22 protein-coding genes and 1 pseudogene are annotated in these 24,550 nt (G+C 74.3%); 8 read left to right on the forward strand and 15 right to left on the reverse strand.

Features of this window, described 5'->3' with window-relative positions; translation table 11 throughout:
- Window positions 1-98: 98 nt before the first annotated feature.
- The 3 genes from ACZ47G_RS38740 to ACZ47G_RS38750 all read right to left on the reverse strand — a co-directional run bounded on the left by ACZ47G_RS38740 (window position 99) and on the right by ACZ47G_RS38750 (window position 6,178).
- Entirely contained in the window at window positions 99-1,814 is a 1,716-nt protein-coding gene (locus ACZ47G_RS38740; protein WP_465751076.1) for a DUF5719 family protein, read from the reverse strand.
- A gap of 6 nt (window positions 1,815-1,820) precedes the next feature.
- On the reverse strand, window positions 1,821-5,654 hold the full coding sequence (locus tag ACZ47G_RS38745) for a glycosyltransferase family 2 protein (protein ID WP_465751078.1): 3,834 nt from the start codon (window positions 5,652-5,654) through the stop codon (window positions 1,821-1,823).
- A gap of 251 nt (window positions 5,655-5,905) precedes the next feature.
- A complete protein-coding gene (locus ACZ47G_RS38750) occupies window positions 5,906-6,178 on the reverse strand; it encodes a WhiB family transcriptional regulator (RefSeq protein ID WP_350509620.1) in 273 nt (90 codons plus the stop codon).
- A gap of 621 nt (window positions 6,179-6,799) precedes the next feature.
- On the opposite strand from ACZ47G_RS38750, the gene ACZ47G_RS38755 reads away from it, so the two are divergent.
- From ACZ47G_RS38755 to ACZ47G_RS38765, 3 genes are read left to right on the forward strand one after another with little or no spacing between them, the layout of a single operon-like run.
- Complete coding sequence (locus ACZ47G_RS38755; RefSeq protein ID WP_465751080.1) at window positions 6,800-7,435, forward strand: cysteine dioxygenase; 636 nt, start codon at window positions 6,800-6,802, stop codon at window positions 7,433-7,435.
- Between the two features lie 41 nt (window positions 7,436-7,476).
- On the forward strand, window positions 7,477-8,436 hold the full coding sequence (gene cofD, locus ACZ47G_RS38760) for a 2-phospho-L-lactate transferase (protein ID WP_465751082.1): 960 nt from the start codon (window positions 7,477-7,479) through the stop codon (window positions 8,434-8,436).
- Entirely contained in the window at window positions 8,433-9,731 is a 1,299-nt protein-coding gene (locus ACZ47G_RS38765; protein WP_465751084.1) for a coenzyme F420-0:L-glutamate ligase, read from the forward strand. The genes cofD and ACZ47G_RS38765 overlap by 4 nt, the downstream gene beginning before the upstream one ends.
- Before the next feature lie 38 nt (window positions 9,732-9,769).
- Here the strand turns inward: ACZ47G_RS38765 and ACZ47G_RS38770 are convergent, their stop codons facing one another.
- Together ACZ47G_RS38770 and ACZ47G_RS38775 are read right to left on the reverse strand one after the other, a co-directional pair.
- Entirely contained in the window at window positions 9,770-10,693 is a 924-nt protein-coding gene (locus ACZ47G_RS38770) for a DNA-3-methyladenine glycosylase family protein (protein WP_465751086.1), read from the reverse strand.
- A 130-nt stretch (window positions 10,694-10,823) separates the two neighbouring features.
- Window positions 10,824-11,948, reverse strand: a complete 1,125-nt coding sequence (locus tag ACZ47G_RS38775; protein ID WP_465751088.1) for a peptidoglycan recognition protein family protein — start codon at window positions 11,946-11,948, stop codon at window positions 10,824-10,826.
- 167 nt (window positions 11,949-12,115) lie between these two features.
- Between ACZ47G_RS38775 and ACZ47G_RS38780 the strand changes: the two genes are divergently transcribed.
- From ACZ47G_RS38780 to ACZ47G_RS38790, 3 genes are all read left to right on the forward strand, one after another.
- The gene (locus ACZ47G_RS38780; RefSeq protein ID WP_380461616.1) at window positions 12,116-12,907 is read left to right on the forward strand and encodes a TIGR03089 family protein; all 792 of its coding nucleotides are present in this window, start codon (window positions 12,116-12,118) and stop codon (window positions 12,905-12,907) included.
- Between the two features lie 35 nt (window positions 12,908-12,942).
- Window positions 12,943-14,181 carry an LCP family protein gene (locus ACZ47G_RS38785; RefSeq protein ID WP_465751090.1) on the forward strand — a complete coding sequence of 413 codons (1,239 nt, stop codon included), beginning with the start codon at window positions 12,943-12,945 and terminating at the stop codon, window positions 14,179-14,181.
- Window positions 14,182-14,375: 194 nt separating this feature from the next.
- The gene (locus ACZ47G_RS38790) at window positions 14,376-15,965 is read left to right on the forward strand and encodes an LCP family protein (RefSeq protein WP_465751092.1); all 1,590 of its coding nucleotides are present in this window, start codon (window positions 14,376-14,378) and stop codon (window positions 15,963-15,965) included.
- Here ACZ47G_RS38790 and ACZ47G_RS38795 read toward each other — a convergent pair whose 3' ends face one another.
- From ACZ47G_RS38795 to ACZ47G_RS38815, 5 genes and pseudogenes are all read right to left on the reverse strand, one after another.
- Window positions 15,966-16,580, reverse strand: a complete 615-nt coding sequence (locus tag ACZ47G_RS38795; protein WP_465751094.1) for an acyltransferase — start codon at window positions 16,578-16,580, stop codon at window positions 15,966-15,968.
- Between the two features lie 48 nt (window positions 16,581-16,628).
- On the reverse strand, window positions 16,629-17,669 hold the full coding sequence (locus tag ACZ47G_RS38800) for a glycosyltransferase family 2 protein (RefSeq protein WP_465751096.1): 1,041 nt from the start codon (window positions 17,667-17,669) through the stop codon (window positions 16,629-16,631).
- 390 nt (window positions 17,670-18,059) lie between these two features.
- Window positions 18,060-18,425: pseudogene (locus ACZ47G_RS38805) on the reverse strand (ABC transporter ATP-binding protein); the annotation flags it as partial.
- A gap of 257 nt (window positions 18,426-18,682) precedes the next feature.
- The gene (gene ssuE / locus ACZ47G_RS38810; protein WP_465751098.1) at window positions 18,683-19,237 is read right to left on the reverse strand and encodes an NADPH-dependent FMN reductase; all 555 of its coding nucleotides are present in this window, start codon (window positions 19,235-19,237) and stop codon (window positions 18,683-18,685) included.
- Window positions 19,238-19,325: 88 nt separating this feature from the next.
- Window positions 19,326-19,403 carry a putative leader peptide gene (locus ACZ47G_RS38815; protein ID WP_380461625.1) on the reverse strand — a complete coding sequence of 26 codons (78 nt, stop codon included), beginning with the start codon at window positions 19,401-19,403 and terminating at the stop codon, window positions 19,326-19,328.
- A 179-nt stretch (window positions 19,404-19,582) separates the two neighbouring features.
- Between ACZ47G_RS38815 and ACZ47G_RS38820 the strand changes: the two genes are divergently transcribed.
- Window positions 19,583-20,863, forward strand: a complete 1,281-nt coding sequence (locus ACZ47G_RS38820) for an LCP family protein (RefSeq protein ID WP_465751100.1) — start codon at window positions 19,583-19,585, stop codon at window positions 20,861-20,863.
- Between the two features lie 182 nt (window positions 20,864-21,045).
- On the opposite strand, the gene ACZ47G_RS38825 is transcribed toward ACZ47G_RS38820, so the two are convergent.
- Both ACZ47G_RS38825 and ACZ47G_RS38830 read right to left on the reverse strand, forming a co-directional pair.
- Complete coding sequence (locus tag ACZ47G_RS38825; protein ID WP_380461605.1) at window positions 21,046-21,540, reverse strand: peptidylprolyl isomerase; 495 nt, start codon at window positions 21,538-21,540, stop codon at window positions 21,046-21,048.
- A gap of 113 nt (window positions 21,541-21,653) precedes the next feature.
- Window positions 21,654-22,103, reverse strand: coding sequence for a MarR family winged helix-turn-helix transcriptional regulator (locus ACZ47G_RS38830; protein ID WP_465751102.1), 450 nt, complete (start codon window positions 22,101-22,103; stop codon window positions 21,654-21,656).
- A gap of 111 nt (window positions 22,104-22,214) precedes the next feature.
- Between ACZ47G_RS38830 and ACZ47G_RS38835 the strand changes: the two genes are divergently transcribed.
- Window positions 22,215-22,829: an NAD(P)H-dependent oxidoreductase gene (locus ACZ47G_RS38835; RefSeq protein ID WP_465751104.1), complete on the forward strand. Its 615-nt coding sequence runs from the start codon at window positions 22,215-22,217 to the stop codon at window positions 22,827-22,829.
- A 21-nt stretch (window positions 22,830-22,850) separates the two neighbouring features.
- Here ACZ47G_RS38835 and ACZ47G_RS38840 read toward each other — a convergent pair whose 3' ends face one another.
- The 3 genes from ACZ47G_RS38840 to ACZ47G_RS38850 all read right to left on the reverse strand — a co-directional run.
- On the reverse strand, window positions 22,851-23,381 hold the full coding sequence (locus ACZ47G_RS38840; RefSeq protein ID WP_465751106.1) for a GNAT family N-acetyltransferase: 531 nt from the start codon (window positions 23,379-23,381) through the stop codon (window positions 22,851-22,853).
- 54 nt (window positions 23,382-23,435) lie between these two features.
- Window positions 23,436-24,302: an oxidoreductase gene (locus ACZ47G_RS38845; RefSeq protein ID WP_465751108.1), complete on the reverse strand. Its 867-nt coding sequence runs from the start codon at window positions 24,300-24,302 to the stop codon at window positions 23,436-23,438.
- Between the two features lie 165 nt (window positions 24,303-24,467).
- A partial coding sequence (locus ACZ47G_RS38850) for an acyl-CoA dehydrogenase family protein (protein WP_157882129.1) occupies window positions 24,468-24,550 on the reverse strand: 83 nt, incomplete at its 5' end.

The raw sequence follows: 24,550 nt of genomic DNA on the forward strand, positions 1-24,550 counted from the left end.
ACCAGCACCCCCCCCTCCGCCACAGTGTCCCCCCCCCCCGCCCCCCCCTCCCCCCCCCCCCCCCCCCCCCCCCCCCCCCCCCCGGCCCCCGGTGCTGCTCAGCGCAGGACGACGCCCGGGTCCTGGGTGGCCTGCGGGACCTGGACGGTGCTGTGGTCGTCGCGCAGCGCCTGGACGGTGAACATCGGCACGTCCTTGGTGGGGATGGCGAGCATCCGGGCGGCCACCACCGGGCCGCCGGACTCGGTCTCCACGGTGAGCGCGAAGACGCCGTTCAGCCCGGCGGGCTCGGGCGCCGGGATGGCGACCGTACCGCCCGCCGGGAGCTGGACCTCCTTGGTCGCCGGGGTGCCGCCGCCGCTGCCGGCCGAGGCGGTGACCTTGACGGTGGCGGCGTCGCCGGTGGAGGTCAGGAACAGCGTGGAGGCGCCGGCCCGGTTGTCGGCGACGGTGGCCCGGGCGCCGACCGGGGCGCTGCCGGAGAGCCAGGCCGCGTCGCTCTTGCCGTTGCCGCCCGTGCGGTCGACCCGCAGCCCGGCCACGATCTTGGTGGGATGCTTGTCGTCGCTGGGCGACAGCCGCAGCCCGGCGACCTCTTCCCGGGTGACCTTGCCGAGGTCGACGGCGGCCACCATGCCCGCCTTGACGTGGATCGACTCGTTGCCGGCCGGGGTGAACCAGCCGTTCTTGCCGGAGAGCTGGATCTTCAGGTCGGCGTCGTCCTCCGGCGGCGCCCAGACCACCAGGTGGGCCGCGGCGGTGTCGGCGGGCAGGCCGGGCAGGACCTGGGTGGGGGCCGGGTCGGCGGAGGCGGGGATCCAGTCGGCGCCCTTGGCGCCGTCGGCGGCGTGCAGCCCGGCGCCGATCCGCCCGGAGCGCACCACCACGTTCACGGCGAGGTCGTTGACGGCGCCCTTGCTGATGGTCGACAGCAGGACGGACTGCGAGCTGCCGGGGGCGACGGTGATGCCGTTGGCGGCGTCGTTGTCGATCAGGCCCTTGTCGCCGTAGAGCTTGATGTCGACCACGGCGGCCGAGGACTCGGGGTTGACCAGGCTGACGTAGTCGACCCGGTCGCCGGCCGTGCTGGCCCCGGCGAACCAGAAGCCGGTGCTCTCCGGGGTGCAGGTGAGGCCGGACAGGCCCATGCCGCGCTGTTCGGTGACCACGGTGGTCTGGGTGACGGTGAAGCCGGGGGCGAGCGCGCCGGTGGCGACGGCCCCGGTGCCGGGCGCGCCGTCACCGTTGGTGGCCGGGCCGGTGACCGGGACGCCGGGCTTGGCGAGGGTCAGCCTGGCGTCGGCGGGCGCGGCGTTCTTGTCCGGGGCCGGGGTGGCCGGGGCGCCGGAGCCGCTCGGGGCCGCGCCCGGCGTGCCGGTCGCGGCGGGGGCCGCCGGGGCCGAGGGGGCCGTGGCCGGCGGGGCGACCGGGGCGGCCTGGTCGGACAGCCAGCCGGCGCCGCCGGTGGCCGAGCCGGTGCCGGGCGGGGTGTAGGCGTTGAGCGTGGTCGAGCCGGTCAGGCCCTGGAACGGCTGCGGGCAGACCGCGGCCGTCCGCTCGACCTGGGCACTGCTCGGGGCGGCCCCGCCGTCGGCCTTGGCCTGGCCGGCCGGCGGGCGCGCCTCGGCGATCCCGAACACGGCGGCCAGCACCACGGCCGCGGCCAGCAGCGACTGGGTGGTCTTCCCGGCGGACCGGCCGGGGCCCTTCCCCGCCGGGCGGGCGGGCTCCGCGGCCTCGACCGACTCGGCGGCCGGCTCGAAGGGCTGCTCGTCCCCGGTGCCGGACTTCTTCCTGAAAGCGGGCTTCTTCATCGCGGGTCAGCTCCCCGATCCGTGCTGGTGGGGGCGGTAGTTCCCGGGGCCGCCCGGTTCGTTGGGGTCGTAGTACGGCTCGCCCTGCTGCTGGCCCGGCAGCCAGGTCTGCTGCGGCTGGCCGCCCTGCTGCTGGTAGGGGTCGTAGCCGTACTGCTCCTGCGGGTACTGCTCGTAGCCCTGCTGGGGGTAGCCCTGCTGCTGCCCGTCGTACCCGTGGGTGTCGTAGCCCTGGCCGTCGTAGCCCTGATTGCCGTACGGCGCGGCCACCGGCTGCTGGGCCGGGTACTGGTCGTAGCTGTACGGGTCGGCCTGCTGGTACGTCTGGTACGGGTCGGTGTACGGCTCGGTCTCCTGGACCGCCCCGGCCACCGGCTCGCCGGTCGGCTGCGGCGGGATCGCGCCCGGCCGGCCCTCGTACACCCCGGCCTCCTCGGCACCGGGCTCGCCGCCCTCGCCGCGCTCGGCCATCCGGCGGGCCCGGCGGCTGCCGGGGACGGGGGTCTGCGCCTGGGCGGCGGCCAGCGCGGCGGCGGCCACCACCTCCTCGGGCAGGTCGTCGTCCTTGTGGCTGCGGCGGCCGGGCAGGGCCAGCACCAGGATGGTGAGGCCGAGCACGACCTGCGCCCAGATCCAGCCGGTGTGGGCGAGGCTGCCCTCCCGGGTGACGCTCAGCTTGCCGCCGGCGGCCGGGAGCTTGAAGCCCTGCGCCCAGCCGTCGACCGTGACGGACTCCAGGGCGGTGCCGTCCACGGTGGCCTTCCACTCGGGGGCGGCGGACTCGGCGAGCCGCAGCACCCGGCCGTCCGGGCCGGCCGGGACGGTGGTGGCGAGGTCGCGGACCCCGGCCGGGACGACCACCGGGTTGGCGCCGGGGGCGGTGATCACCGCGCGCACCGCGGGGGCGCCGTTGACCTGCCAGAGCGCGGTGTCGCCCTCCTGGTTGGCCTTGACCAGGCCGGGGGTGGTGTCCAGGACGTCCTTGAACGCGGCGACGGCCTGCCGCTCGACCAGCACGTAGGCGATGCCGTAGCCGGCCAGGGCGTTCGCCTGGTCGGCGCCGGAGCCGGCCAGCAGGCTGCCGACCATCTTGTTCAGGCCGTCCTGGGTGCCGGTCGCCGGGTCGACGGTGGACTCCGCCTGGCCGAGGGTCAGGCCGGAGCCGCGCACCACGGTGTAGCGGACGGCGCCCTTCTGCCCGGTGACGACGAGGGTGCGGGCCCGGTCGGTGGTGCCCGCCTCCTCGGCGATGAAGGCGGGCACCTGGTCGGCCTGGGAGCGCTGCAGCGGACCGCCGGCGCCGGTCAGCGCCCACCACAGGCCGGTGCCCAGCGGGGCCAGCACGGCGGTGGCCACCACCAGGGCGGCCACCGGCTGGCGCCAGCCGAAGGCGATCCCGGCGACGCGGGCGTTGGCGCCGTCGGCGCCGATCGCGGCGGCGGCGAGCAGGGCGATCCCGGCGATCAGGGTGGCCGGGCCGGCCCAGGCGGGCACCGGCTGGCCGCCGGAGGCCGGGGTGACGGAGGTGCCCGCCACCACGACCGCGAAGACCAGTCCGGCACCGGCCGCGCCCCAGGCGGCGAGCACCGCCCGGCGCCGGTCGGCGCGCAGCAGCGCGGCCAGCGCGGCCAGGACGACACCGGCGGACAGCCAGACCGGCGGCACCCCGGCACCGCCGGGGTTGACCAGCAGCAGGCCGGCCCCGCTCGCCCCGGCGCCGTGCAGACCGGGCAACCCGGCCTCCAGCAGCAGCCACTGGGGGTGCGACAGCACCTTCAGCGACCAGGGGGCGAGCAGTGTGACGGGCACCGCGAGGATCACCAGGACGCGCAGGCCGAGCAGCCGCAGCGCGGTCCCGCCGGAGCCGAGGGCGCCGCCGCGCAGCACCGCGAAGACCAGCATGGCCAGGCACAGCGGTACGGCGAGTGCCCAGGTCAGCGGCACGAAGGCGGTGGCCAGGGTGAGCAGCAGGACGGTCATCCAGACCGGCCGCCAGCCGGGCCGGGCACCCTTGGCGGCGCTCTCCCGGCGGATGCCGAGGCCGGCCGAGATCGCGGCGGCGCGGGCCAGCGGCGGCAGCAGCACGGCGAGCACGGCGGTGCCGATCCGGCCCTGGGCGAGCGCGCCGGTCGCGGCGGGCAGCAGGGCGTAGGTGGCGCTGGCCCAGGCGCGGACCAGCTTGGAGTCCAGCAGCGGGCGGGACACCAGGTAGGCGCTGACCGCGGCGAGCGGGACGGTGAGCACGACCAGCAGGGTCAGTGCGAGGTCGGCGTGGCCGAACAGCAGCCAGGAGAGCACCGCGAGCACGCCGAGGTACGGCGGTGCGGCGGCGGTGGAGCCGGTGCCGATCGGGTGCCAGGCGTCCGCGTACATCGCCCAGAGGCCGCTCGCGCCGTCGGAGGCGGGCAGCAGCGCGCCGCCGAACAGCTCGCCGCTGCCGAGCAGGCTGCGGCAGGCGATCAGGGCGAACACCAGCAGGGCGGCGAACAGCACCGGCGCGGGGCGCCGGGCCAGCTTCTTGATCAGCGCGAACTGCTCGACGACGAGGTCCTCGCCGTCCTCGTCCCCGCCGGCCTCGACCGAGCCGTGCCGGCTGCCGGAGTCGTCGCCGCCCCCTATCCCGAGCGAGCCGATGACGCCCTCGACGGCCAGCCGGGTGGTGGCGCCGGGGGCCGGGAAGAGCGTGCGGTCGTCCAGGGCGTCCGCCGCACGGGTCCGGGCCCGGCGCTTGCGCGCGGCCAACAGCCGTGGGAAGCGGACGAGTTCGTGGCCGAGGCCGGCCAGTTCGTCGACCGCCTGGCGCGGGTCCTTGCCGAGCAGGTTGGTGACGGCCCGCACCAGGGTGCCGAGCACCAGGCGCAGCAGCACGTACGGGAAGAGCGCGCCCTTGCAGTTGGCGAGCAGGGAGTAGACGGCGCCGGCCTTGTCCACCCGGTGCGGGTGGGCGGGGCCGCAGTCGATCGCGCGGCGCTCGCGGCTGGCCGCCTCGGCGTGCCGGAGCACGGCGTCGGGGGCGACCACGACGCGGTGGCCGGCGGCGTTGACCCGCCAGCAGAAGTCGGTGTCGTCCCGCATCAGCGGGAGGGCCTGGTCGAAGCCGCCGAGCTCCTCGAAGACGTCCCGGCGCACCAGCATGCCCGCGCTGGAGACGGCGAGCACCGGGCGGACCTGGTCGTGCTGGCCCTGGTCCTGCTCGCGGCGGTCCAGACCGGTCCAGCGGCGGCCGGAGCGGGCGATGGTGACGCCGACCTCCAGCAGCTGGCGGCGGTCGTACCAGCTGCGCAGCTTGGGGCCGACCACGCCGGCGCTCGGGGTGGAGTCGGCGACCTGGAGCAGGCGGCGCAGCGCGTCGGTCTGCGGCTCGCAGTCGTCGTGCAGCAGCCAGAGCCACTCGACCGGCTGGGTCTCGCGCGGGCCGCCGCGGCCGAGGTCGTCCTCCTGGGCGAGCGGGTCGCCGAAGTCGTCCCAGCCACCGGTGACCGGGTCGTAGCCGGAGGGGTCGAGCCTGTACGGGAGGTCCTCCGGGCGCAGCGGCGGGCTGTTGAAGACGGCCTCGGCGACGGCGGTGCCGAAGCCGACCCGGCGGCCGAGGGCCAGCGGACCGCTCTCGGGCAGCCAGTCCTCCAGGGTGTCGGCGAGCAGCTGCGGGGAGTTGTCGGTGGATCCGGTGTCGACCGCGAGGATCCGCTGCACCTGGCGGTCCTGGCCGAGCAGGCCGGCCAGGGCCTGCGGCAGCCAGCGGGCGCCGTCGTGCGAGACGATCACCGCGGTGACCAGGTGACGCGGGTAGGCGGGCGGCCTGGAAGCGGTGAAGCCGCTCTGGTGGCTGTAGACGGTCATCGAGTGCGCGGGCCCCAGTTCTCGGTGGACACAGCCGGTGAACGGCAACCGGATGGCGCACCACACTAACGGCTCCGGATGGCCGCCTCGTGCCCGGTGCCGGTGCGGAGGCGGTGAAGAAGCGGGGTCCGGCACGGGCGGAGGCGGTCCCGGGAGCACGAAAGCGCCCCACCGTCGCGGTGAGGCGCTCGTACAGCTTTGTGACGGTCCGCGGCTGGCGGAGGGTCAGCGGGGGCCGGGGATCACCCCGGTCAGACCGCGCTCTTCTTGAGCCGGCGGCGCTCGCGCTCGGAGAGGCCGCCCCAGATGCCGAAGCGCTCGTCATTGGCGAGCGCGTACTCCAGACACTCCGAGCGGACCTCGCAGGCGAGGCAGACCTTCTTGGCCTCGCGGGTCGAGCCGCCCTTCTCGGGAAAGAAGGACTCCGGGTCGGTCTGGGCGCACAACGCGCGCTCCTGCCAACCGAATTCCTCCTCTTCCTCCGTGATGCCATCCCCGATCAACAGCTCAAAGAGCTCGCTCATGTGGCGCGCCTCCTCTGCCCCTACTTGGCGTCCCCGTGGTTGCCGTTGCCTCGTGCGGCTGACGACACGAGTGAAATTACAGTTGCGTCACTCTGGCCCAGTCAAGCCGAGCTCTGGTATTGAGGCCGGGATTCACTCCCTGGCACCAAGCCGTTACGAATAGTGTGCATATCCGGACACATCAGACCTTCGGCCCGAAAGCCCCGGATGGCACAGAAACGTTCGCAACCACTTGCCGGGTGACGCACGGTCACCGGCACAGGCCGGTCATCGGCCTGCCTTCCCGGCGTTCTTCCCATCGAAACATAGAGAGTGATGAATCACCCCATCCGGGCAAGATCCGGACCTAACCCACTCGAATGCCGCATCATTCGGTTTGACACCGGCCCCGCGCATGCGGTGTCCTGTGCTCTATGTCAGAGTTCGCCAGCCCCCGGAGCGGTTCCACGCTCCGCCGTGCCGTGAACTCCTGTTGTCGCCTCTGTTCCTGCTGTATCTAGGCGCCCGCGTCCCACCGCGCGCCGCCACCAGGAAGCACAGAGGCCGCCCGCGAGATCCCGCCCCAGGACATCCCGGATCCGGCTGCTCCCCGACCAGCCGACCCATCCGAGGACGACTCCCGTGCGCATGATCCGCATCCGCAAGCGGAACCGCGACCGCAACAAGCTCGCCCGCCGCGGCCTCTCCACCACCCGCACCCCCGGCCGCGCCGACCAGCACCGCTGGGCCGACGGCCTCAGCGACGTCTCCATCGCCGGCGACCCGCTCGCCTTCCCGCACCTGGCCCGCACCGACCTGCCCGCCCACCCCACCACCGTCGCCGGGTACGCCCGGCTGGTCCGCGAGATCGCCGCCGACCGCGCCCGCTGGGAGCCGCTGGTCCGCTACGACGCCCTCACCCGCTGGTACGCCCGGCTGGAGACCGGCCCCGGCTACGAGGTCTGGCTGCTCAGCTGGCTGCCCGGCCAGAGCAGCGGCTTCCACGACCACGGCGAGTCCTCCGGCGTGATGACCGTCGTCCGGGGCGAGCTGATCGAACGCTCCCTCACCCACAGCGGCGAGGCCGCCCGCACCCTGCGCCCCGGCGGACAGCGGGTGTTCTCCTCCGGCTACCTGCACGAGGTGGTCAACGGCGCGCTCGAACCCGCCGTCTCCATCCACCTCTACACCCCGGGCCTGACCGAGATGAACCAGTACGGCGCCGCCTCCGCCGTCCCCGAACAGCACGCGCACGCGGCGGAGTCCGAGCGGCGCTGAGGGCGGGCTGACGAGGAGTCCGACCGTGGCAGGATGACCCCATGCGCATCGTGGCACTGGCAGGCGGAATCGGCGGGGCGCGCTTCCTGCGCGGACTCCTCGCGGCGGTCGGACCGCAGGACGAGATCACCGTCATCGGCAACACCGGCGACGACATCCACCTCTACGGCCTCAAGGTCTGCCCCGACCTCGACACCGTGATGTACACCCTCGGCGGCGGCATCAACGAGGAGCAGGGCTGGGGCCGGACCGACGAGACCTGGTCCATCAAGGCGGAGATGAAGGAGTACGGCGTCGGCCCCGAGTGGTTCGGGCTCGGCGACCGGGACTTCGCCACCCACCTCGTCCGCAGCCAGATGCTCACCGCCGGGTACAGCCTCAGCCAGGTCACCGAGGCGCTGTGCGTGCGCTGGCGGCCCGGCGTGCGACTGCTGCCGATGAGCGACGACCGGGTCGAGACCCACGTGCGGATCACCGACGAGCAGGGCACCCGGGCGGTCCACTTCCAGGAGTACTGGGTCAAGCTGCACGCCGCCGTGGACGCCGAGGCGATCATCCCGGTCGGCGCGGACACCGCCAAGCCCGCGCCCGGCGTGCTGGAGGCCCTCGCCGAGGCCGACGTCATCCTCTTCCCGCCGTCCAACCCGGTGGTCTCGATCGGCAGCATCCTCGCCGTCCCCGGCATCCGGGAGGCCGTCGCCGCCGCCCCGGCGCCGGTGGTCGGGCTCTCCCCGATCATCGGCGGGGCGCCGGTGCGGGGCATGGCCGACAAGGTGCTCGCCGCCGTCGGCGTCGAGGCCACCGCCGAGGCGGTCGCGCTGAACTACGGCTCCGCGCTGATCGACGGCTGGCTGGTGGACACCGCGGACGCCGGGGCCGTGGACGCCGTCGAGGCCGCCGGGATCGCCTGCCGGGCCGTCCCGCTGCTGATGACCGACGTCGAGGCCACCGCCGAGATGGCCCGGGCGGCGCTGGCACTGGCGGAGCAGGTCCGGAGGTGACGGCGGCGCTGGAGGTCCTGGGGGTCGACGGGATCCCCGAGATCGAGGCCGGGGCCGACCTCGCCGGACTGATCGCCAAGGCCGGGACGTACCGGGACGGCGACATCCTGCTGGTCACCTCGAAGATCGTCAGCAAGGCCGAGGGCCGGCTGCTGCACGCCGTCGACCGGGAGGCCGCGATCGACGCCGAGACCGTCCGGGTGGTCGCCCGGCGCGGGCCGGCCCGGATCGTGGAGAACCGCAACGGCTTCGTGATGGCCGCCGCCGGAGTCGACGCCTCCAACACCGCCCCCGGCACCGTGCTGCTGCTGCCCGAGGACCCGGACGCCTCGGCGCGGGCGCTGCGCACCCGGCTCCAGCAGCTCACCGGCTGCCGACTGGCCGTCGTCGTCACCGACACCTTCGGCCGGCCCTGGCGCAACGGGCTCACCGACGTCGCGATCGGTGCCGCCGGGCTGTCCGTCCTGGAGGACCACCGGGGGCGCACCGACAGCCACGGCAACGAGCTGGCGCTCACCGTCACGGCGACCGCCGACGAACTGGCCGCCGCCGCCGACCTGGTCAAGGGCAAGGCCAGCGGCGTGCCGGTCGCCGTGGTGCGCGGGCTCGGCCACCTGGTCACCACCGAGGACGGCGCCGGCACCCGGCCGCTGGTGCGGCCCGCCGCCGACGACATGTTCCGGCTCGGCACCTCCGAGGCGCTGCGCCAGGCCGTCACCCTGCGGCGCACCGTCCGCTCCTTCACCGCCGAGCCGGTCGACCCGGCCGCCGTCCGGCGCGCGGTGGCCGCCGCCGTCACCGCGCCCGCCCCGCACCACACCACGCCCTGGCGCTTCGTCCTGCTGGAGTCCGCCCGGACCCGCACCCGGCTGCTCGACGCCATGCTCGCCGCCTGGCAGCGCGACCTGCGCGAACTCGACGGCTGGGACGAGGCCAGGATCGCCCGGCGCACCGCCCGCGGCGACGTCCTGCGCGACGCGCCGTACCTGGTGGTGCCCTGCCTGGTGACGGACGGCTCGCACGACTACCCGGACCGGCGCCGGGCCACCGCCGAGCGGGAGATGTTCACCGTCGCGGCCGGCGCCGCCGTGCAGAACCTGCTGGTCGCCCTCACCGGCGAGGGCTACGGCTCCGCCTGGGTGTCCTCCACGATGTTCTGCCGTGACACCGTCCGGGCCGCCCTGGACCTTCCGGACGACTGGGACCCGATGGGCGCCATCGCCGTCGGCCGCCCGGCCGAACCGCCCCGGGCCCGCCCGGACCGCAGCGCCGACGCCTTCATCGAGGTCCGGTAGGGCTTTCCCCGCCGCTCCCCCGCTCCCGCCGCCGTCGCTCAGCGGCGGCGGTGGTCGTTGGGGGTGAGCCTCGGGCCGTAGCGGGGGGCGTGGGTGCCGGTGGCCAGCAGGAGGCGGCAGAGCCGGTGGCGGTGGGGGCGGTAGGGCTCCAGGAGGGCGAGCATCTGGGCGTCGTCGCTGCGGGGGCGGCCGGCCAGGGCCCAGCCGACCAGGTTGGGCAGGTGGAAGTCCCCGACCGAGACCGCGTCCGGGTCGCCGTTGCTGCGCTGCAGGGTCTCGGCGGCCGTCCAGACGCCGATGCCGGGGACCGCCGTCAGCCGGGCGAAGGCCTCCTCGTGGCCCATCGCCGAGGCCTCCTCCAGGCGCGGCGCCAACCGCACCGCGCGCAGCACCGTCGCCGAGCGCTTGGGGTCGACGCCCGCCCGGTGCCACTCCCAGCTCGGGACCATCGCCCACTCCCGGGCCGACGGCGCCACCCGCATGCCCTCGGCCGGCCCCGGCGCCGGTGCGCCGAAGTCCCGCAGCAGGGTGCGCCAGGCGCGGTAGGCCTCGTCGGTGGTGACCTTCTGCTCCAGGATCGCCGGGACGAGGGACTCCAGGACCAGGCCGGTCCGGGTCAGCCGCACCCCCGCCGTGCGGCGCTGGGCGTCGCGCAGCGGACCGGGCGGCAGCACCAGCGCCTCCGGGTGGTCCTCGGCGCCGAGCAGCACCGGCAGCCGCTCCAGCAGCCACTGGGCGCCCGGCCCCCAGGCCCACGCCTCCACCTCGCCCGCGCCGGGGTGCGGCAGCACCCGCAGGGTGCCGAGCCCGGCCGGGGTGCGGGAGGCGCGCCAGACGGCGCCGTCGCCGGTGGTGCGGTACGAGGGGTCGGCCGGGCCCCGGCGCAGCGGCAGCAACGTCCGGACCGGGTCGAGCGGGAAGCCCGGCCGCCAGCGCCGTACCGCCTCGCCGCCGCCCGTCACTGCCGTCGCCTCCTGTGGTCCCTGGGGCTATGAACGATACGCGGGGGCGCCGACAGGCCGGGGCGCGCGCGGGAACGGCCCTGCGGGAGGCGGGAGTTCGGCGGCTGGGGTCCAGAGGACGGGCCAGGCCCTACGGCGCCTGCAGCCCGGCCGCGGCCGAGCGCAGGGCGGGGAGCCGGGCGTAGAGGGCCTTGCCGGGGCATTCGGTATTGAAGGCGTCCCGGTGGCCGGAGATGGCGTCGAAGTCGACGACCGTGCCCTTGGGGTAGCGGCTGGCGTCGGAGGCCGAGGTGAGCTTGGTGTGGCCGCCGGCGGCCTGGCCGTGGAGGCCGAGCTTCCAGGCGGCGAGGGCGGCGATGCCGTTCAGGAGGGACTGGGGCGGGGTGGCGTCCACGAAGGTGCCGATCGCGGCGACGCCGGAGGAGTCGGTGTTGAAGCCCAGGGTGTGGGCGCCGTGGACGGGCTGGTCGACTCCGCCGGCCCGGCCCTCGTAGATGGTGCCGCAGCGGTCGACCAGGAAGTTGTAGCCGATGTCCCGCCAGCCACTGGTCTTGACGTGGTACTGGTAGATCGACCTGATCACCCGGGGGGCGTCGCTGCAGGCGTAGTCGGTGGCGGTCGCGGTGTGGTGGACGAAGACCTCGCGAACCGGACCGGTGTACTCGAAGCCCGGTTCGCGGATGGACTCGTCGGCGCCCCAGCCGGCCCGGGTGACGATCCCCGGGCGCGGCGCCTGGTGGGCGCCGTCGACGGCCTCGGGCCCGGCGGGCACGGTCCGGGGGGCGGCGGACGCGGGTGCGCCGGCGCCGGGGTCGACCAGTTCGAGCCGCAGTCCGGGCGGCGGTCCGGCCGGGCCGGGCCGGACCTCGACGGCGATGCCGTCGCTGCGGCCGGTCCACAGCGGGGCGGTGGCGCCGTGCGGGGCGCGGTCCGGGCCGTCCTCGGTGTCGGCCTCCAGGGCGTGCCAGTCGCCCCAGCGGCCGGTGGCCGCGTCCCTGGTACGGACCCGGAGGCTTCCGCCGGCCAGCGCGCCGGCCGGTCCGTCCCAGCCGACGCCGAGGAGTTCGAACGGCCGAGTGGTGCTCGGTGCGAGCCCGGCCCCGGCCGGCAGCGGGAGCGAGACGGTCGTCCCGCCGCCGGGGAAGTCCTGTTGCCCGGCGGGGGCAAGGGGCACGGCGGAGGCGGCCGGAGCGGGCTGGAGCAGCAGGGCGGCGGTGCAGCCGGCGAGCAGCGCGGCCGGGAACGGGAGGCGCACGGTTCTGCTCGAGGGGTGCACGGCCGGGTCTGAAAGGCGCACAGCTTTGCGTGAGAGGTGCATAAGGGGGATCGTCGCCGCAAACCGGACCGCTCGCCACGCCGCCTCGCGCCCGCCTGGCCGCCCCTCCCGGCCTGCCACCCGAAGGCCGTAGGCTGGGGCGCACCATGACTGCGCCATTCGCTGCCGATGCCCGCACCCCCGTCGAGCTGCTGCACGCCTACCTGCGCGGCGGCACCCATTCGGTCGATCCCGCGGCCCCGCTGGTCACCTTCTACGACGACGCCACGGGTGAACGGGTGGAACTCTCCGCCCGGACCTTCGACAACTGGGTCGCCAAGACCGCCAACCTCCTCCAGGACGAACTGAACGCCGGCCCGGACGACCGCGCCGCGCTGCTGCTGCCCGCCCACTGGCAGAGCGCCGTCTGGCTGCTGGCCTGCTGGTCGGTCGGCGTGACGGCGGTGCCGGCCGGCGACCCGGCCGCCGCCGACCTGGTGGTGAGCGGCCCGGACGGCCTGGAGGCCGCCCAGGCCTGCGAGGGCGAGCGGGTGGCGCTCGCCCTGCGCCCGCTCGGCGGCCGCTTCCCGCACCGCCCGGACGGCTTCCTCGACTACGCCGCCGAGGTGCCCGGTCAGGGCGACCGCTTCGCCCCCTACTCCCCCGTCGCCCCGGACGGCCCGGCCCTGGAGACCTCGGTGGACGGGCTGCCGCTGAAGCTGACCGGTGAGCAGACCGTCGCGCTGGCCCGGGAGGGCGCCGTGCGCCTCGGCCTCAAGCCCGGGGACCGGGTGATGTCCACCCTCTCCTTCGACGACTGGACCGGTCTGGAGGCCGGTCTGCTGGCCCCGCTGGCGGCGGGCGCCTCGGTGGTGCTCTGCCGCAACTCCCAGGGCCTGGACGACGGGCAGTGGGAGAAGCGGGCCGAATCCGAACGGGTGACTGTGCGCCTGGGCTGACCCCGGCGGCGGCCCGGCGGGTAGGGATCCCTGCCATGGCCGAGGACGACACCGAGCACCCCCCGACCGACGAGACTCCCCCGAAGGACGCTCCCCCGAGCGCACCCGGACGCCCGCGCAGGCGCCGGCGGTGGCTGATGATCACCGCCGGCGTCGTCGCGTTCCTGCTGGTCGCGACCGGGGTGCTGCTCTGGATCGCGTACCGCAAACTGGACGGCAACATCCGGACGGACTCGGCCACCGACCGGCTGCTGGCCAAGCTGGAGGCCGAACGCCCGAGCCGTACGGCCGGGGCCGGGGGCGCCGAGAACATCCTGCTGATCGGCAGTGACGACCGCTCCGGCAGCAACTCCTCGTACGGCGGCCGGACCGGCACCCAGCGCTCGGACACCACGATCCTGCTGCACCTGGCCGCCGACCGGAAGCACGCGACGGCGGTCTCCGTCCCGCGCGACGTCATGGTCACCGTGCCCTCCTGCGAGAAGCCGGACGGCAGCCGCAGCAAGCCGGGGACGATGCAGTTCAACTGGGCGTTCGAGCTGGGCGGTCCGGCCTGCTCGATCCGCGCCGTCGAGCAGCTGAGCGGGATCCGGATCGACCACTACGTGATCCTCGACTTCAGCGGCTTCAAGACCATGGTCGACGCGATCGGCGGGGTCGAGGTGTGCGTGCCGCAGCCGATCCACGACAAGGACGCCAAACTGGACCTCCCGGCCGGCCGCCAGATGCTGCACGGCGAGCAGGCGCTCGGCTACGTCAGGGTCCGGGAGAGCCTGGGCGACGGCTCCGACACCCAGCGGATGGGCCGTCAGCAGCAGTTCCTGGCCTCGCTGATCCGCAAGGTGCAGTCGCAGGGGGTGCTGCTGAACCCGGCCAAGCTGTGGCCGGTGCTGGACGCGGCCACCTCCTCGGTGAAGGCGGACGGCGGCCTGTCCTCGCTCGGCGCGCTGTACGACCTCACCCAGAACCTGCGCGGCATCCCGTCGCCGGACGTGGTGTTCCTGACCGCGCCGCGCCGCCCGTACCGCTACGACTCGGACCGGGACGAGTTCGTCCAGCCGCAGACCACCCAGTTGTTCGACGCGCTGCGCGACGACCGGCAGATCGCCGTCCGGCCGCCCGCGCCGGACGCCGGAGCGAGCCCGCGAGCCGCCTCCGGCACCGGCACCGCCTTCGGCACCGGCTCGGACGGGACCGCGGCGTCACCCTCGGCGAGCGCCTCGCCCACCTTCGAGGGACGCACCGCCGACGTGGACGCCTGCGCGCAGCGCTGACCGGGGCCGCGCCGCAGGTCGGCGGCGCCCTCGGGGAAATGCCGTACCCGGCTGCCGCTTTACCGACGCATTGCTCCCGCATGACGGAGATCACACCCGGAACGATGAGGCCGTGCGGCTCGTCTAGTGTGTCCGGATCGGGCCGCCAGTACGGGCGGACCGCAGCCGTGACCGGTCGGAGGTGGGGATTCCCCGTGTACGAGGAACAGCCGGAAACCGGTCAGTACCGGACCGACCCGGCTGACGGGATCCCCCGGCAGCAGCGCCGCAGGGGCGCCGACCCCGCGGCGGCGCCCGCCGCGCCCGCCGGTGAGGGCCGCCGGGACAGCCGGCGACGGGCGGCCGCCGCCGCCAAACGGCAGCGGCGCCGACGGGTGCTCAAGTGGACGGCCGGGACCGGCGCCCTGGTGATGGTCGCGGGCTGCGGCGGGGCGTACTACCTGTACCAGCACTTCAACAGCAACCTGACCTCGGTCAAGGTCCAGCTCGGCAACGAGGAGGAGCGGCCCAAGGCCGCCGGGGACGCGCTGAACATCCTGGTGATCGGCACCGACAGCCGGCAGGGCCTCGGGCGCGAGTACGGCGACGCGGGCAGCACCGGGCACGCCGACACCACCCTGCTGTTCCACGTCGCCAAGGACCGCTCCAACACGACGGTGGTCAGCATCCCGCGCGACCTGATGGTGCCGATCCCGGAGTGCCAGAGCGACAAGGGCCAGAAGATCCCGGGCTCGGCGCGGGACATGTTCAACAACAGCCTCGGCCAGGACGGGCGCGACGCGGGCTGCACCTGGAAGACCGTGGAGAAGGTGACCGGCATCCGGGTCGACCACTTCGTGCAGGTCAACTTCGAGGCGGTGAAGACGCTCTCCACGGCCGTCGGCGGGGTCGAGGTCTGCGCGGCCAAGGACATCGACGACAAGGACTCGCACCTGAAGATGTCCAAGGGCCGCCACGTCGTCCAGGGCGAGGAGGCACTGGCCTTCGTCCGCACCCGGCACGCCGTCGGCTTCGGCGGCGACCTCACCCGGATCCCGCTCCAGCAGCAGTTCATCAGCTCGATGATCCGCAAGGTCAAGAGCGGCGACACCCTGACCAGCCCGAGCAAGCTCTACCAGCTCGCGGACGCCGCCACCAAGGCGCTCACCGTGGACTCCGGCATCGGCAGCGTCGACAAGCTGAAGGACCTGGCCCAGGACATCAGCAAGGTGGACACCAAGAACATCACCTTCACCACCGTGCCGGTGCTGGAGGACCCGAAGGACAAGGACCGGCTGATACTGAAGCAGCCTGACGCCGGGCAGGTCTTCTCGATGATCGCGGGCGACCGCTCGCTGACCGAGACGGCCACCCCGCCCGCCGACGCCACCACCCCGGCCGCGCCGGCCCCGGCGGCGCCGAGCGCCACCACCCCGGCGGCGGACGCCAAGGACGTCCAGGTCACGGTGCGCAACGGCAGCGGGACCCGCGGACAGTCCGGTCCGACGGTCGACAAGCTCAAGGCCAAGGGCTTCGCCCGGGCCGCGGTCGGCTCCGACGCGCCGCCCGCCGCCACCACCACGGTGTCCCACCCGGCCGGCCAGGAGGCCGGGGCCGCCGCGCTGGCCGCCGCCCTCGGACTGCCCGCGGACGCCGTCCGGCCCAACCCGAAGGCGGGCCCGAAGGACCCGCTGCTGCTGGTGCTCGGCAAGGACGTCCTCGCGGCCGCGCCGCAGCAGCCGGCCGAGGCACCCAAGGACCTCCAGCGGGTGCAGGCGGACGACGAGGACGTCTGCGCCAAGTGACTACAACTGCCTGAGTGTTCCGTCCGCCTCGCGGTAACCCTCGCCGGTCCGGGGGCAGTTCCAGAGCCCCGGGCCGGCCGGGCGCAGCGGCTCGCCGGCCCGGCCGACCCAGCCGATCCGGCGGGCGGGCACCCCGGCCACCAGGGCGAAGTCCGGGACGTCCCGGTGCACCACCGCCCCGGCCGCGACCAGCGCCCAGCGGCCGACCGTCACCCCGGCGACCAGCACCGCCCGGCCGCCGATCGAACAGCCATGACGAAGCGTCACCGATTCGGCGTGCCAGTCGAGTTGACCCTTGAGGCGGCCGTCCGGGGTGACCGCGCGGGGGTGGCGGTCATTGGTCAGCACGGCGGCCGGACCGATGAACACGCCGTCCTCGACCACGGCCGGCTCGTACACCAGCGCGTGGTTCTGCACCTTGACCCGGTCGCCGATCCGCACGCCCGGGCCGATGTAGGCGCCGCGGCCGATCACGCAGTCCGCGCCGACCACCGCGTCCTCGCGGACCTGGGCCAGGTGCCAGACCCTGGTGCCGGCGCCGATCGCGGCCCGCTCGTCGACGTCCGCGCCCGGTTCGATCCGGGCCGCGGCCGCGCCGTCCTCAACTGTCCCCATGCGGACCGACGGTAGCCGGTCCGGGGCGCGGCGTGCGGGCCGGTCGGGTCAACCCGTCTGGGAGAGCACGTCCTTGGCGGACGGGCGGACACTCCCTATCACCCGGCGGGCCAGCGAGCGGGGCGAGGTGATGAAGCCGAAGCCCCAGCTGAGGTGCATGGTCGCGAGCGCCACCGGCAGCATCGCCTTGGCCCGCAGCGACAGGCCGCGGCCCTCGACCACCGAGCCGCCGAGGATGCCCAGCAGGTAGACGCCGGGCACCGCCAGGAAGGCCGGGTGGACGGCTGCGCCCAGCACCAGGCCCAGCACCACCGCGAGCAGCGCGCTCGGCGGGGCGAGGTAGCGCAGGTTGACCGAGCCGCGGTGGTAGCGGGTGACCACCCGGCGCCAGCGGCCGTAGTCCTTGTACTGCTTGGCCAGCGCCCGGACGGACGGCCGGGGCCGGTACGTCACCATCAGCTGCGGGGTGAACCAGACCAGTCCGCCGTCCTGGCGGATCCGGTAGTTCAGCTCCCAGTCCTGGGCGCGGATGAACTCCTCGTTGTAGCCGCCGAGCTTCTCCAGCACCTCGCGCCGGAACACCCCGAGATAGACGGTGTCCGCCGGACCGGCCAGGCCGCCGGTGTGGAAGGCCGCGTTGCCGACGCCGATCTTGGAGGTCATCGCGGCGGCGACCGCGTGCTCCCACTCGGTCTCGCCCTCGGCGTGCATGATGCCGCCGACGTTGGCCGCGTCCATCTCGCCGAGCAGCCGGACCGCCGTGGCGATGTAGCCGGGGGTGAGCAGGCCGTGGCCGTCCACGCGCACCACTATCGGGTGCTGCGAGCCCCGGATCGCGGCGTTCAGCCCCGCGGGGGTGCGGCCGGTGGGGTTCTCCACCGTGCGCACCCGCGGGTCCTCGGCCACCAGCTCGGCCGCGATCTCGGCGGTGCGGTCGGTGGAGGGACCGAGCGCGATCACCACTTCCATCGGTCCCGGGTACTCCTGATTCAGGATGCGCCGGACCGCCGTGCGCAGGTGTCGTTCCTCGTTGAGCACCGGCATGATCACGGAAACAGCCGGCAGCTCCTCAGCAGCCTTGGTGTTCATCGGGGCCAACCGTACCGGTGCCGACACGTCTCCGTCTCGTCCCGGTTCGTCGGTTCCCGGTCCCCCGAAGGGCGGCACCGGCGCCGTGATCGAGATCACCGTACCGCTCCGCTCCCCGGGGCCCGAATCGGCGGGGGAACGGTGCAGGTTCGGCGCAGGTTCGGCGCACGGGGTGAACGGCGGTGAACAGGGCCGATCCGGTCGGCGGGACGGGGTGCACCGGGTGCCACGGGCTTGCCCGGACGGTCCTGGTCGCCCCACGGCGCGGGGGCCGGGCGCGCGTTCGCACCCGCCCCCCGCCCCCCGGTTCCCCCGGTTCCCCCGTGGGGTCGACCCGACGTCCCCCGTCGCCGGGTCAGTCCGTCGCGATGGCCGCGAGGACGTTCATCCGTTCTCCAGTGCGTTCAGGGTCGGCAGCAGGTTGAACGCCTGGAAGATGAACCCGATCTTGTCCCGGCGCAGCCTGGTCAGCTGCTTGTCCTTGAGGCCGGTGATCTCGGTGTCGCCGATCCGGATGCGTCCGCTGCTGACCGTGTCCAGGCCCGCCAGGCAGTGCATCAGGGTGGACTTGCCGGAGCCCGAGGGGCCCATGATCGCGGTGAAGCGGCCGCGCTGGATGTCCACGTCGACCGCGTCGAGGGCGGTCACCTCGGTCTCGCCCGATCCGTACGCCTTGGTCACCTGGCGGGCCGAGGCCGCGACGGCGGACGGTCCGCCGGGAAGCTGGGGGTCGTACACGGCTGCTGCCGTCGTCACTGGATTCTCCTCGGAAGTGGCCCACCCGTTGTGACCCCCACCCTCCCGACACGGTCGGACCGCGGACCCGACGGAACCGGGCCGCTCGGGGAGGGGCGGGGACGTGAGAACCACGTTAGGAGCCCGCTCCGGACGGCTCGTCCTCCGTCGGAATGAAGCACTGCAACCAGGGTTCTACGGGTACGGCACCCCTCCCCCCTAAGGGGTGCCGCGGGCCGTCTCGGGGTCGCCCCGTACGGGGTCGCGCGGGCCGCCGCTCAGCCGGTCAGCACCGGTGCGGCCAACCGTTCGAGGGCGTCGGCGAAGCCCTCCACGACCGGCACCAGCCGGGCGTCGGTCTCGCACTCGACGAGGGTCCGGCCGTCCTCCCCGGCGGTGATGTGGCGGTCGAGCACGAACCAGCCCTGGGTGATGTGGCCGGCGCCCATCGAGCTGAGCACCGGGCGCAGCGCGTAGTCCACCGCGAGGACGTGCGCGGACGAGCCGCCGGTGGCCAGCGGCAGGACGGCCTTGCCGGCCAGCGCGTACTGCGGGAGGACGTCCAGCAGGGCCTTGAGCAGGCCCGAGTAGGCGGCCTTGTAGACCGGGGTGCCGATCACCACGCCGTCGGCGCGGGCGAACAGTTCGGTGACGGCGACGATCGCCGGGTGGTCGAAGTCGCCCGAGAGCAGCGCGTGCGCGGGCAGGCCGCGGGCCTCGAAGGGGATCACCCGGTGGCCGCGGTCCACCAGGCGCGCGTCGACGTGGCGCAGCAGCCGGGTGGTGCGGGAGGTGGCGGAGGGGGAGCCGGAAACGGACAGGACGGTGGCCATGGTTCACCTCTGGCTGGAAGCGGAGCGCTTCGCAGCGGCCTCTGCTCGGCTGCTGCGGACGGTGGTCGGTGTGCTCGACGGGCGCGCTTCAGCGACGACAGAGCGAACCGGACACCCGCTGCAGGTCGACGTGCCGCCGACGCGTGAGTGCCCGACCCTGGTCCATGTCCGAAATGCAAACACGGTGCGTTCGAACCGGTCAAGAATCGTTTCGGCAAGCGGAACGGGGGTGACGGGCGCGTTTCGCGCCGGAGCGATCCGGCGCGTGCATCAAAACTGCTACAAGAGGCCTGGCAGGGGCCCCGGGGGGAGTCAGCCGGAGCGGGGTCGGGCATCCTCGACGGCATGAACACGTGGCAGGAGGGCCGCCCGGGCGGCGGCGGGAACCCCTACGGAGGCAACGGCGGCGGTGCGGCGGCCGAGCCGCCGCTGCCGGCGTCGCTGAACCCCCGCGGGGCGGGCACGCCCGGCCCGCGGCAGCCGGAGACGCCGTCCCGCCTCGGCGGCGTCCCGCCGCAGGCCGCCCCCGGCGGCCCCGGACGGCCGGGCTCGGGCGGCCCCGGCGGCCCCGGCGGCGGTCGACCCGGCGGCCCGGGCGGTCCCGGCGGTGCGCGGCCGACCGGCGCCCAGGCCCGGCGCTGGCCGCGGCGGCGGATCGTGAAGTGGACGGTCTTCGGCCTGCTGATCGCCGTCATGGTGACCTCGGTGTCCACCTGGTTCTGGGCGGACTCCAAGCTCAACCACGAGAACGTGCTGGCCGACTACCCGGGCCGCCCGGCCGCCGGCAAGGGCACCAACTGGCTGATCGTCGGCTCCGACAGCCGCGACGGCCTCAGCGAGTCCCAGATGGACACCATGCACACCGGCCACGACGTCGAGGGCAAGCGCAGCGACTCGATGATGATCCTGCACGTCGGGGACCACGGGAACACCCTGATGAGCATCCCGCGCGACTCCTGGGTGCCGATCCCCGAGTTCAGGACCGGCGCCGGCAAGACCGTCAAGGCCACCACCTCGAAGATCAACTCGGCCTTCGCCACCGGCAACGGCCGGCTCCTGGTGCAGACCGTCGAACTGAACACCGGCATCCGCATCGACCACTACGCCGAGATCGGGTTCGCCGGGTTCGCCGGCATCGTCGACTCCGTCGGCGGCGTCGAGATGCACATCGACCAGGACATCAAGGACCGGGACTCCGGCCTCGACCTCAAGGCCGGCGACCAGACCCTCAACGGCACCCAGGCCCTGGCCTTCGTCCGCCAGCGCCACCAGATGGCCGACCAGGACCTCGGCCGGATGCGCAACCAGCAGAAGTTCCTCGGCGCCCTCGCCCGCCAGGCCGCCTCCCCGGGCACCGTGCTCGACCCGTTCACCTTCTACCCGCTGGTCGACTCGGCGCTCGGCACCCTGATCGTCGACGACGACTGCGGACTGACCGACCTGGGCTCGCTCTTCCTCGCCATGAAGGACGTCAACGGCGGCGGCGGCAAGACCATGACCGTCCCGATCGGCAACGCCGACTACCACACCAGGACCGGCGAGTCCGCGGTGCAGTGGGACGCCGCCAAGTCCAAGCAGGTCTTCGAGGCCTTCAAGAACGACACCGCGGTGCCGGACGTCAAGTAGCCGCGCCTCCCGGTGGCCGGATCGCCACAATGAGTGGATGTCCCTCGTCACCGCACTCGTCTGTCGCCGACGCCACCGCCTCGTACGCCTTCCCAGTGCCCGCCCCCGGTTGCACCACCGCCCCGGAGCCGAAAGTCGGACCGGCCGACTTTCCGCTCCGGGGCGGTACGTGGAGGGGGTGACTACTCGACGACGCCGGACTTGGCGATCTTGATGGCGGCCGAGGTGCGGCCGCTCTGCGAGCCGAGGCCCTCGATCTTCTTCACCAGGTCCATGCCCTCAACGACCTCGCCGAAGACGACGTGCTTGCCGTCCAGCCAGTCGGTGACGATGGTGGTGACGAAGAACTGCGAGCCGTTGGTGTTGCGGCCGGCGTTGGCCATCGAGAGCAGACCCGGGCGGTCGTGCTTGAGCGTGAAGTTCTCGTCCGCGAACTTCTCGCCGTAGATGCTCTTGCCACCGGTGCCGTTGTGGTTGGTGAAGTCACCGCCCTGCAGCATGAAGGCGGGGATCACGCGGTGGAAGCCGGAGCCCTCGTAGCCGAAGCCGTTCTGGCCGGTGGCCAGCTCGCGGAAGTTGCGGGCGGTCTTCGGGACGACGTCGTCGAACAGCTTGAAGACGATGCGCCCGGCCGGCTCGTCGTTGATGGTGATGTCGAAGAAAACGTTGGAACCCATGCAGGGATCATGGCACGAGCGGCTCCGCGTCGCGCGCCACCCCCTCGGAGCCCGAGGTCACGGCGGCGTGTTAGGCCGGCCCGGCGGGAAGCGGGGCCCGCGGGGGTGCGCGCTCAGGCCTTGAGCTTGCGCCAGACCGTTTCCAGGGCCGCGATGTCCGCCGCGTCCAGCCGGTCGGTGAAGACCGGGGCGAGGACGGCCCGGCGGGTGGCGTCGGCCTCGGCGAAGGCGGCGCGGCCCTGTTCGGTCAGTTCGATCCGCACCGAGCGGGCGTCCGAGGCGGAGGGCGCCCGGGACACCAGTCCGCGCCCGGCCAGGGCGTCCACCACCCGGGAGACCTGGCTGCGGCTGAGCATGGTCTTGGCGCCGAGGTCGGAGGCGGCCACCGGCTCCCGCTGGCCGTCGAGCCAGAGCATCACCTCGAACCAGGACAGCGGCAGCCCGTGCACCCGGGTGAGTTCCCGGTCGATCCGGGCGGCCAGGGTGGTGCCGGCCCAGACCAGGCCGTAGAAGGCGTGGTCCTGCTCGGTCAGCGGGCCCAGGGTGAGGTCGGCGCGGTCCATGGCGTTCATCGTACCGAGATTGCGTGCGCATGCACACAGTCCCGAGGCGCGCGCGTGCGCACCCTGCACACCAGTAGCATCGGCCTCCAACCACCCGGAGGGGGACCGAACATGAGCGAAGGCGGGGGCATGAGCCGGATCGGGGTCTACCTGGCACACCCGCGGCCGGGCAGCTTCAACCACGCGCTGCACGAGGCCGTGGTGGACGAACTGCGCGGACGCGGCTGCGAGGTGCTCGCCCACGACCTCTACGCGGACGGCTTCGCGCCGCTGCTCACCGCCGAGGAGACCGGCACGGTCGACGCCGCCGGTGCCACCGCCGATCCCCAACTCGCCCTGCACCGCGCCGAGGTGGCCACCCTGGACGCGCTGGTGCTGATCCACCCCAACTGGTGGGGCCTGCCGCCGGCCGTCCTGACCGGCTGGGTGCAGCGGGTACTGGTCCCCGGCGTCGCGTACAAGCTCGGCACCGCCGACGGCGAGCCGACCGGACTGCTGCGGGCCGGCCGGGCCCTGGTGCTGAACACCTCGGACACCCCCGAGGCCCGGGAACGCGAGGAGTTCGGCGACCCGCTGGAGCGGATCTGGGCGGCCTGCGTGCTGCCGTACGTCGGCGTCACCGACGTCCGGCGGACGGTGTTCCGCACCGTCACCGACTCCTCCGCCGCCGAACGGGCCGGCTGGCTGCGCCGGGCCCGTGAGCAGGCCGCCGCGCTGCTCGATTGAGCCGCCCGCCGTCATGAGCCCCTACAGCCCGACCTCCGCCACCTCCTGGTCGCCGCTCAGCTCGCCGGTCGGCCGGAAGCCCAGCCGGGCGTAGAACCCGGCCGGGCCGTCCGGGCCCGGGTGGTAGGTGACGGTGGCGCGGGTGCCGCCGCGGCGGCGGATCTCCGCGCAGACCTGCTCGACGGCGAAGCGGCCGTAGCCGCCGCGCTGCCGCCCGCCGTCGACCAGCAGGCGCCAGAGGCCGGAGCGGGGGCCGACGTCGGGGCGGCCGGAGTCGAAGGTCACGTCGAAGAAGGCCATCACGAAGCCGACCGGCCGGCCGTCGTCCAGGATCAGCCGGGGCCAGGCCGTCTCCCCGTGCACGTACGCCTCGGCCAGTGACGTCGCCACCGGTGCGACCAGGCCCTCCTGGTCCGGTCGCACCCGCAGGGCGAGGGCGGCGTCGATGTTCTCGGGGGTGAGCGGGGCGAGGCTGAGCGCGCCTCGCGTCGCGGGCAGGTCGGGCGAGCCGGGCAGGTCGGGCAGCGCAGGCGGCGCGGGCAGGTCGGGCATGGCGGGCAGCCTAGGAGACCGGGCCGCCCGCCGTCCCCTGGTTTACCCGGGGCGTCAGGCCCCGGCCGGATAGTCGGCGCCGCGGCCGACGGCGGCCCAGGTGTCGGTCTCGGTGCGGGCGGCGTCCAGGTTGCCGAGGATCGCGTCGACGGCGGCGGAGCCGAGGACCAGCCGCAGCGGGGTCCGGTCGGCGGCCAGGGCCGTCAGGATCGCCTCGGCGGCCCTCACCGGGTCGCCCGGCTGCTTGCCGTCGGAGTCCGGCAGGCCGGTGCGGACCGGGCCGACCACCGGCTCGTAGGCCTCGATCGGGGTGGCGTGGGCGAGCGCGCCGCCGCCCGCGAAGCCGGTCCGGAACGCGCCCGGCTCGACGATCAGCACCTTGATCCCGAAGCCGGCCACCTCCTGGGCCAGCGCCTCGGAGAGCCCCTCCAGCGCGAACTTGGTGGCCGAGTAGGCGCCCACGCCGGGGAAGGAGAAGCGGCCGCCCATGCTGCTCATCTGCACCACGGCGCCGGCGCCCTGGGCCCGCATGTGCGGCAGCACGGCCCGGGTGAGCGCGGCCGGGCCGAAGAAGTGCAGCTCCATGAGGTCCCGCAGCTCGCGGTCGGTGTACTCCTCGACGGCGCCGATCAGGCCGCGCCCGGCGTTGTTCACCAGGACGTCGATCCGGCCGTGCCGCTGCACGGTCTCGGCGACCACGGCGGGGATCCGCTCCTGGTCGGTGACGTCCAGCCGGACCGGGACCAGCCGGCCCGGGTGGGCGGCGGCGAGGTCCGCCAGCGTCTCGGGGCGGCGGGCGGCCGCGACGACGGTGTCACCGGCGGCCAGCGCGGCCTCGGCGATCGCCTGGCCGAAGCCGGAGTTGGCGCCGGTGATCAGCCAGACCTTGCCGTCGGCGTGCTGCTCGGGGGTGCTGCTCATGATGGATCGGCTCCCGCAATCGTCTTGCACTGCAAACAAGTTGACGATCATTTATGACATTCGCGGGCCCGGTCCGTCCAGGAGGGTTCGATGCCGGACGACAAACGGCCCCCGACCGCGCGGAAGCGGTCGGGGGCCGTTCGGCAGGTGCCGGTCGGGCGGTCGTTACGGCAGGTTGCGGGCCATCACGATGCGCTGGACCTGGTTGGTGCCCTCGTAGATCTGGGTGATCTTCGCGTCCCGCATCA

Source organism: Kitasatospora sp. NPDC030952, from assembly GCF_055571335.1.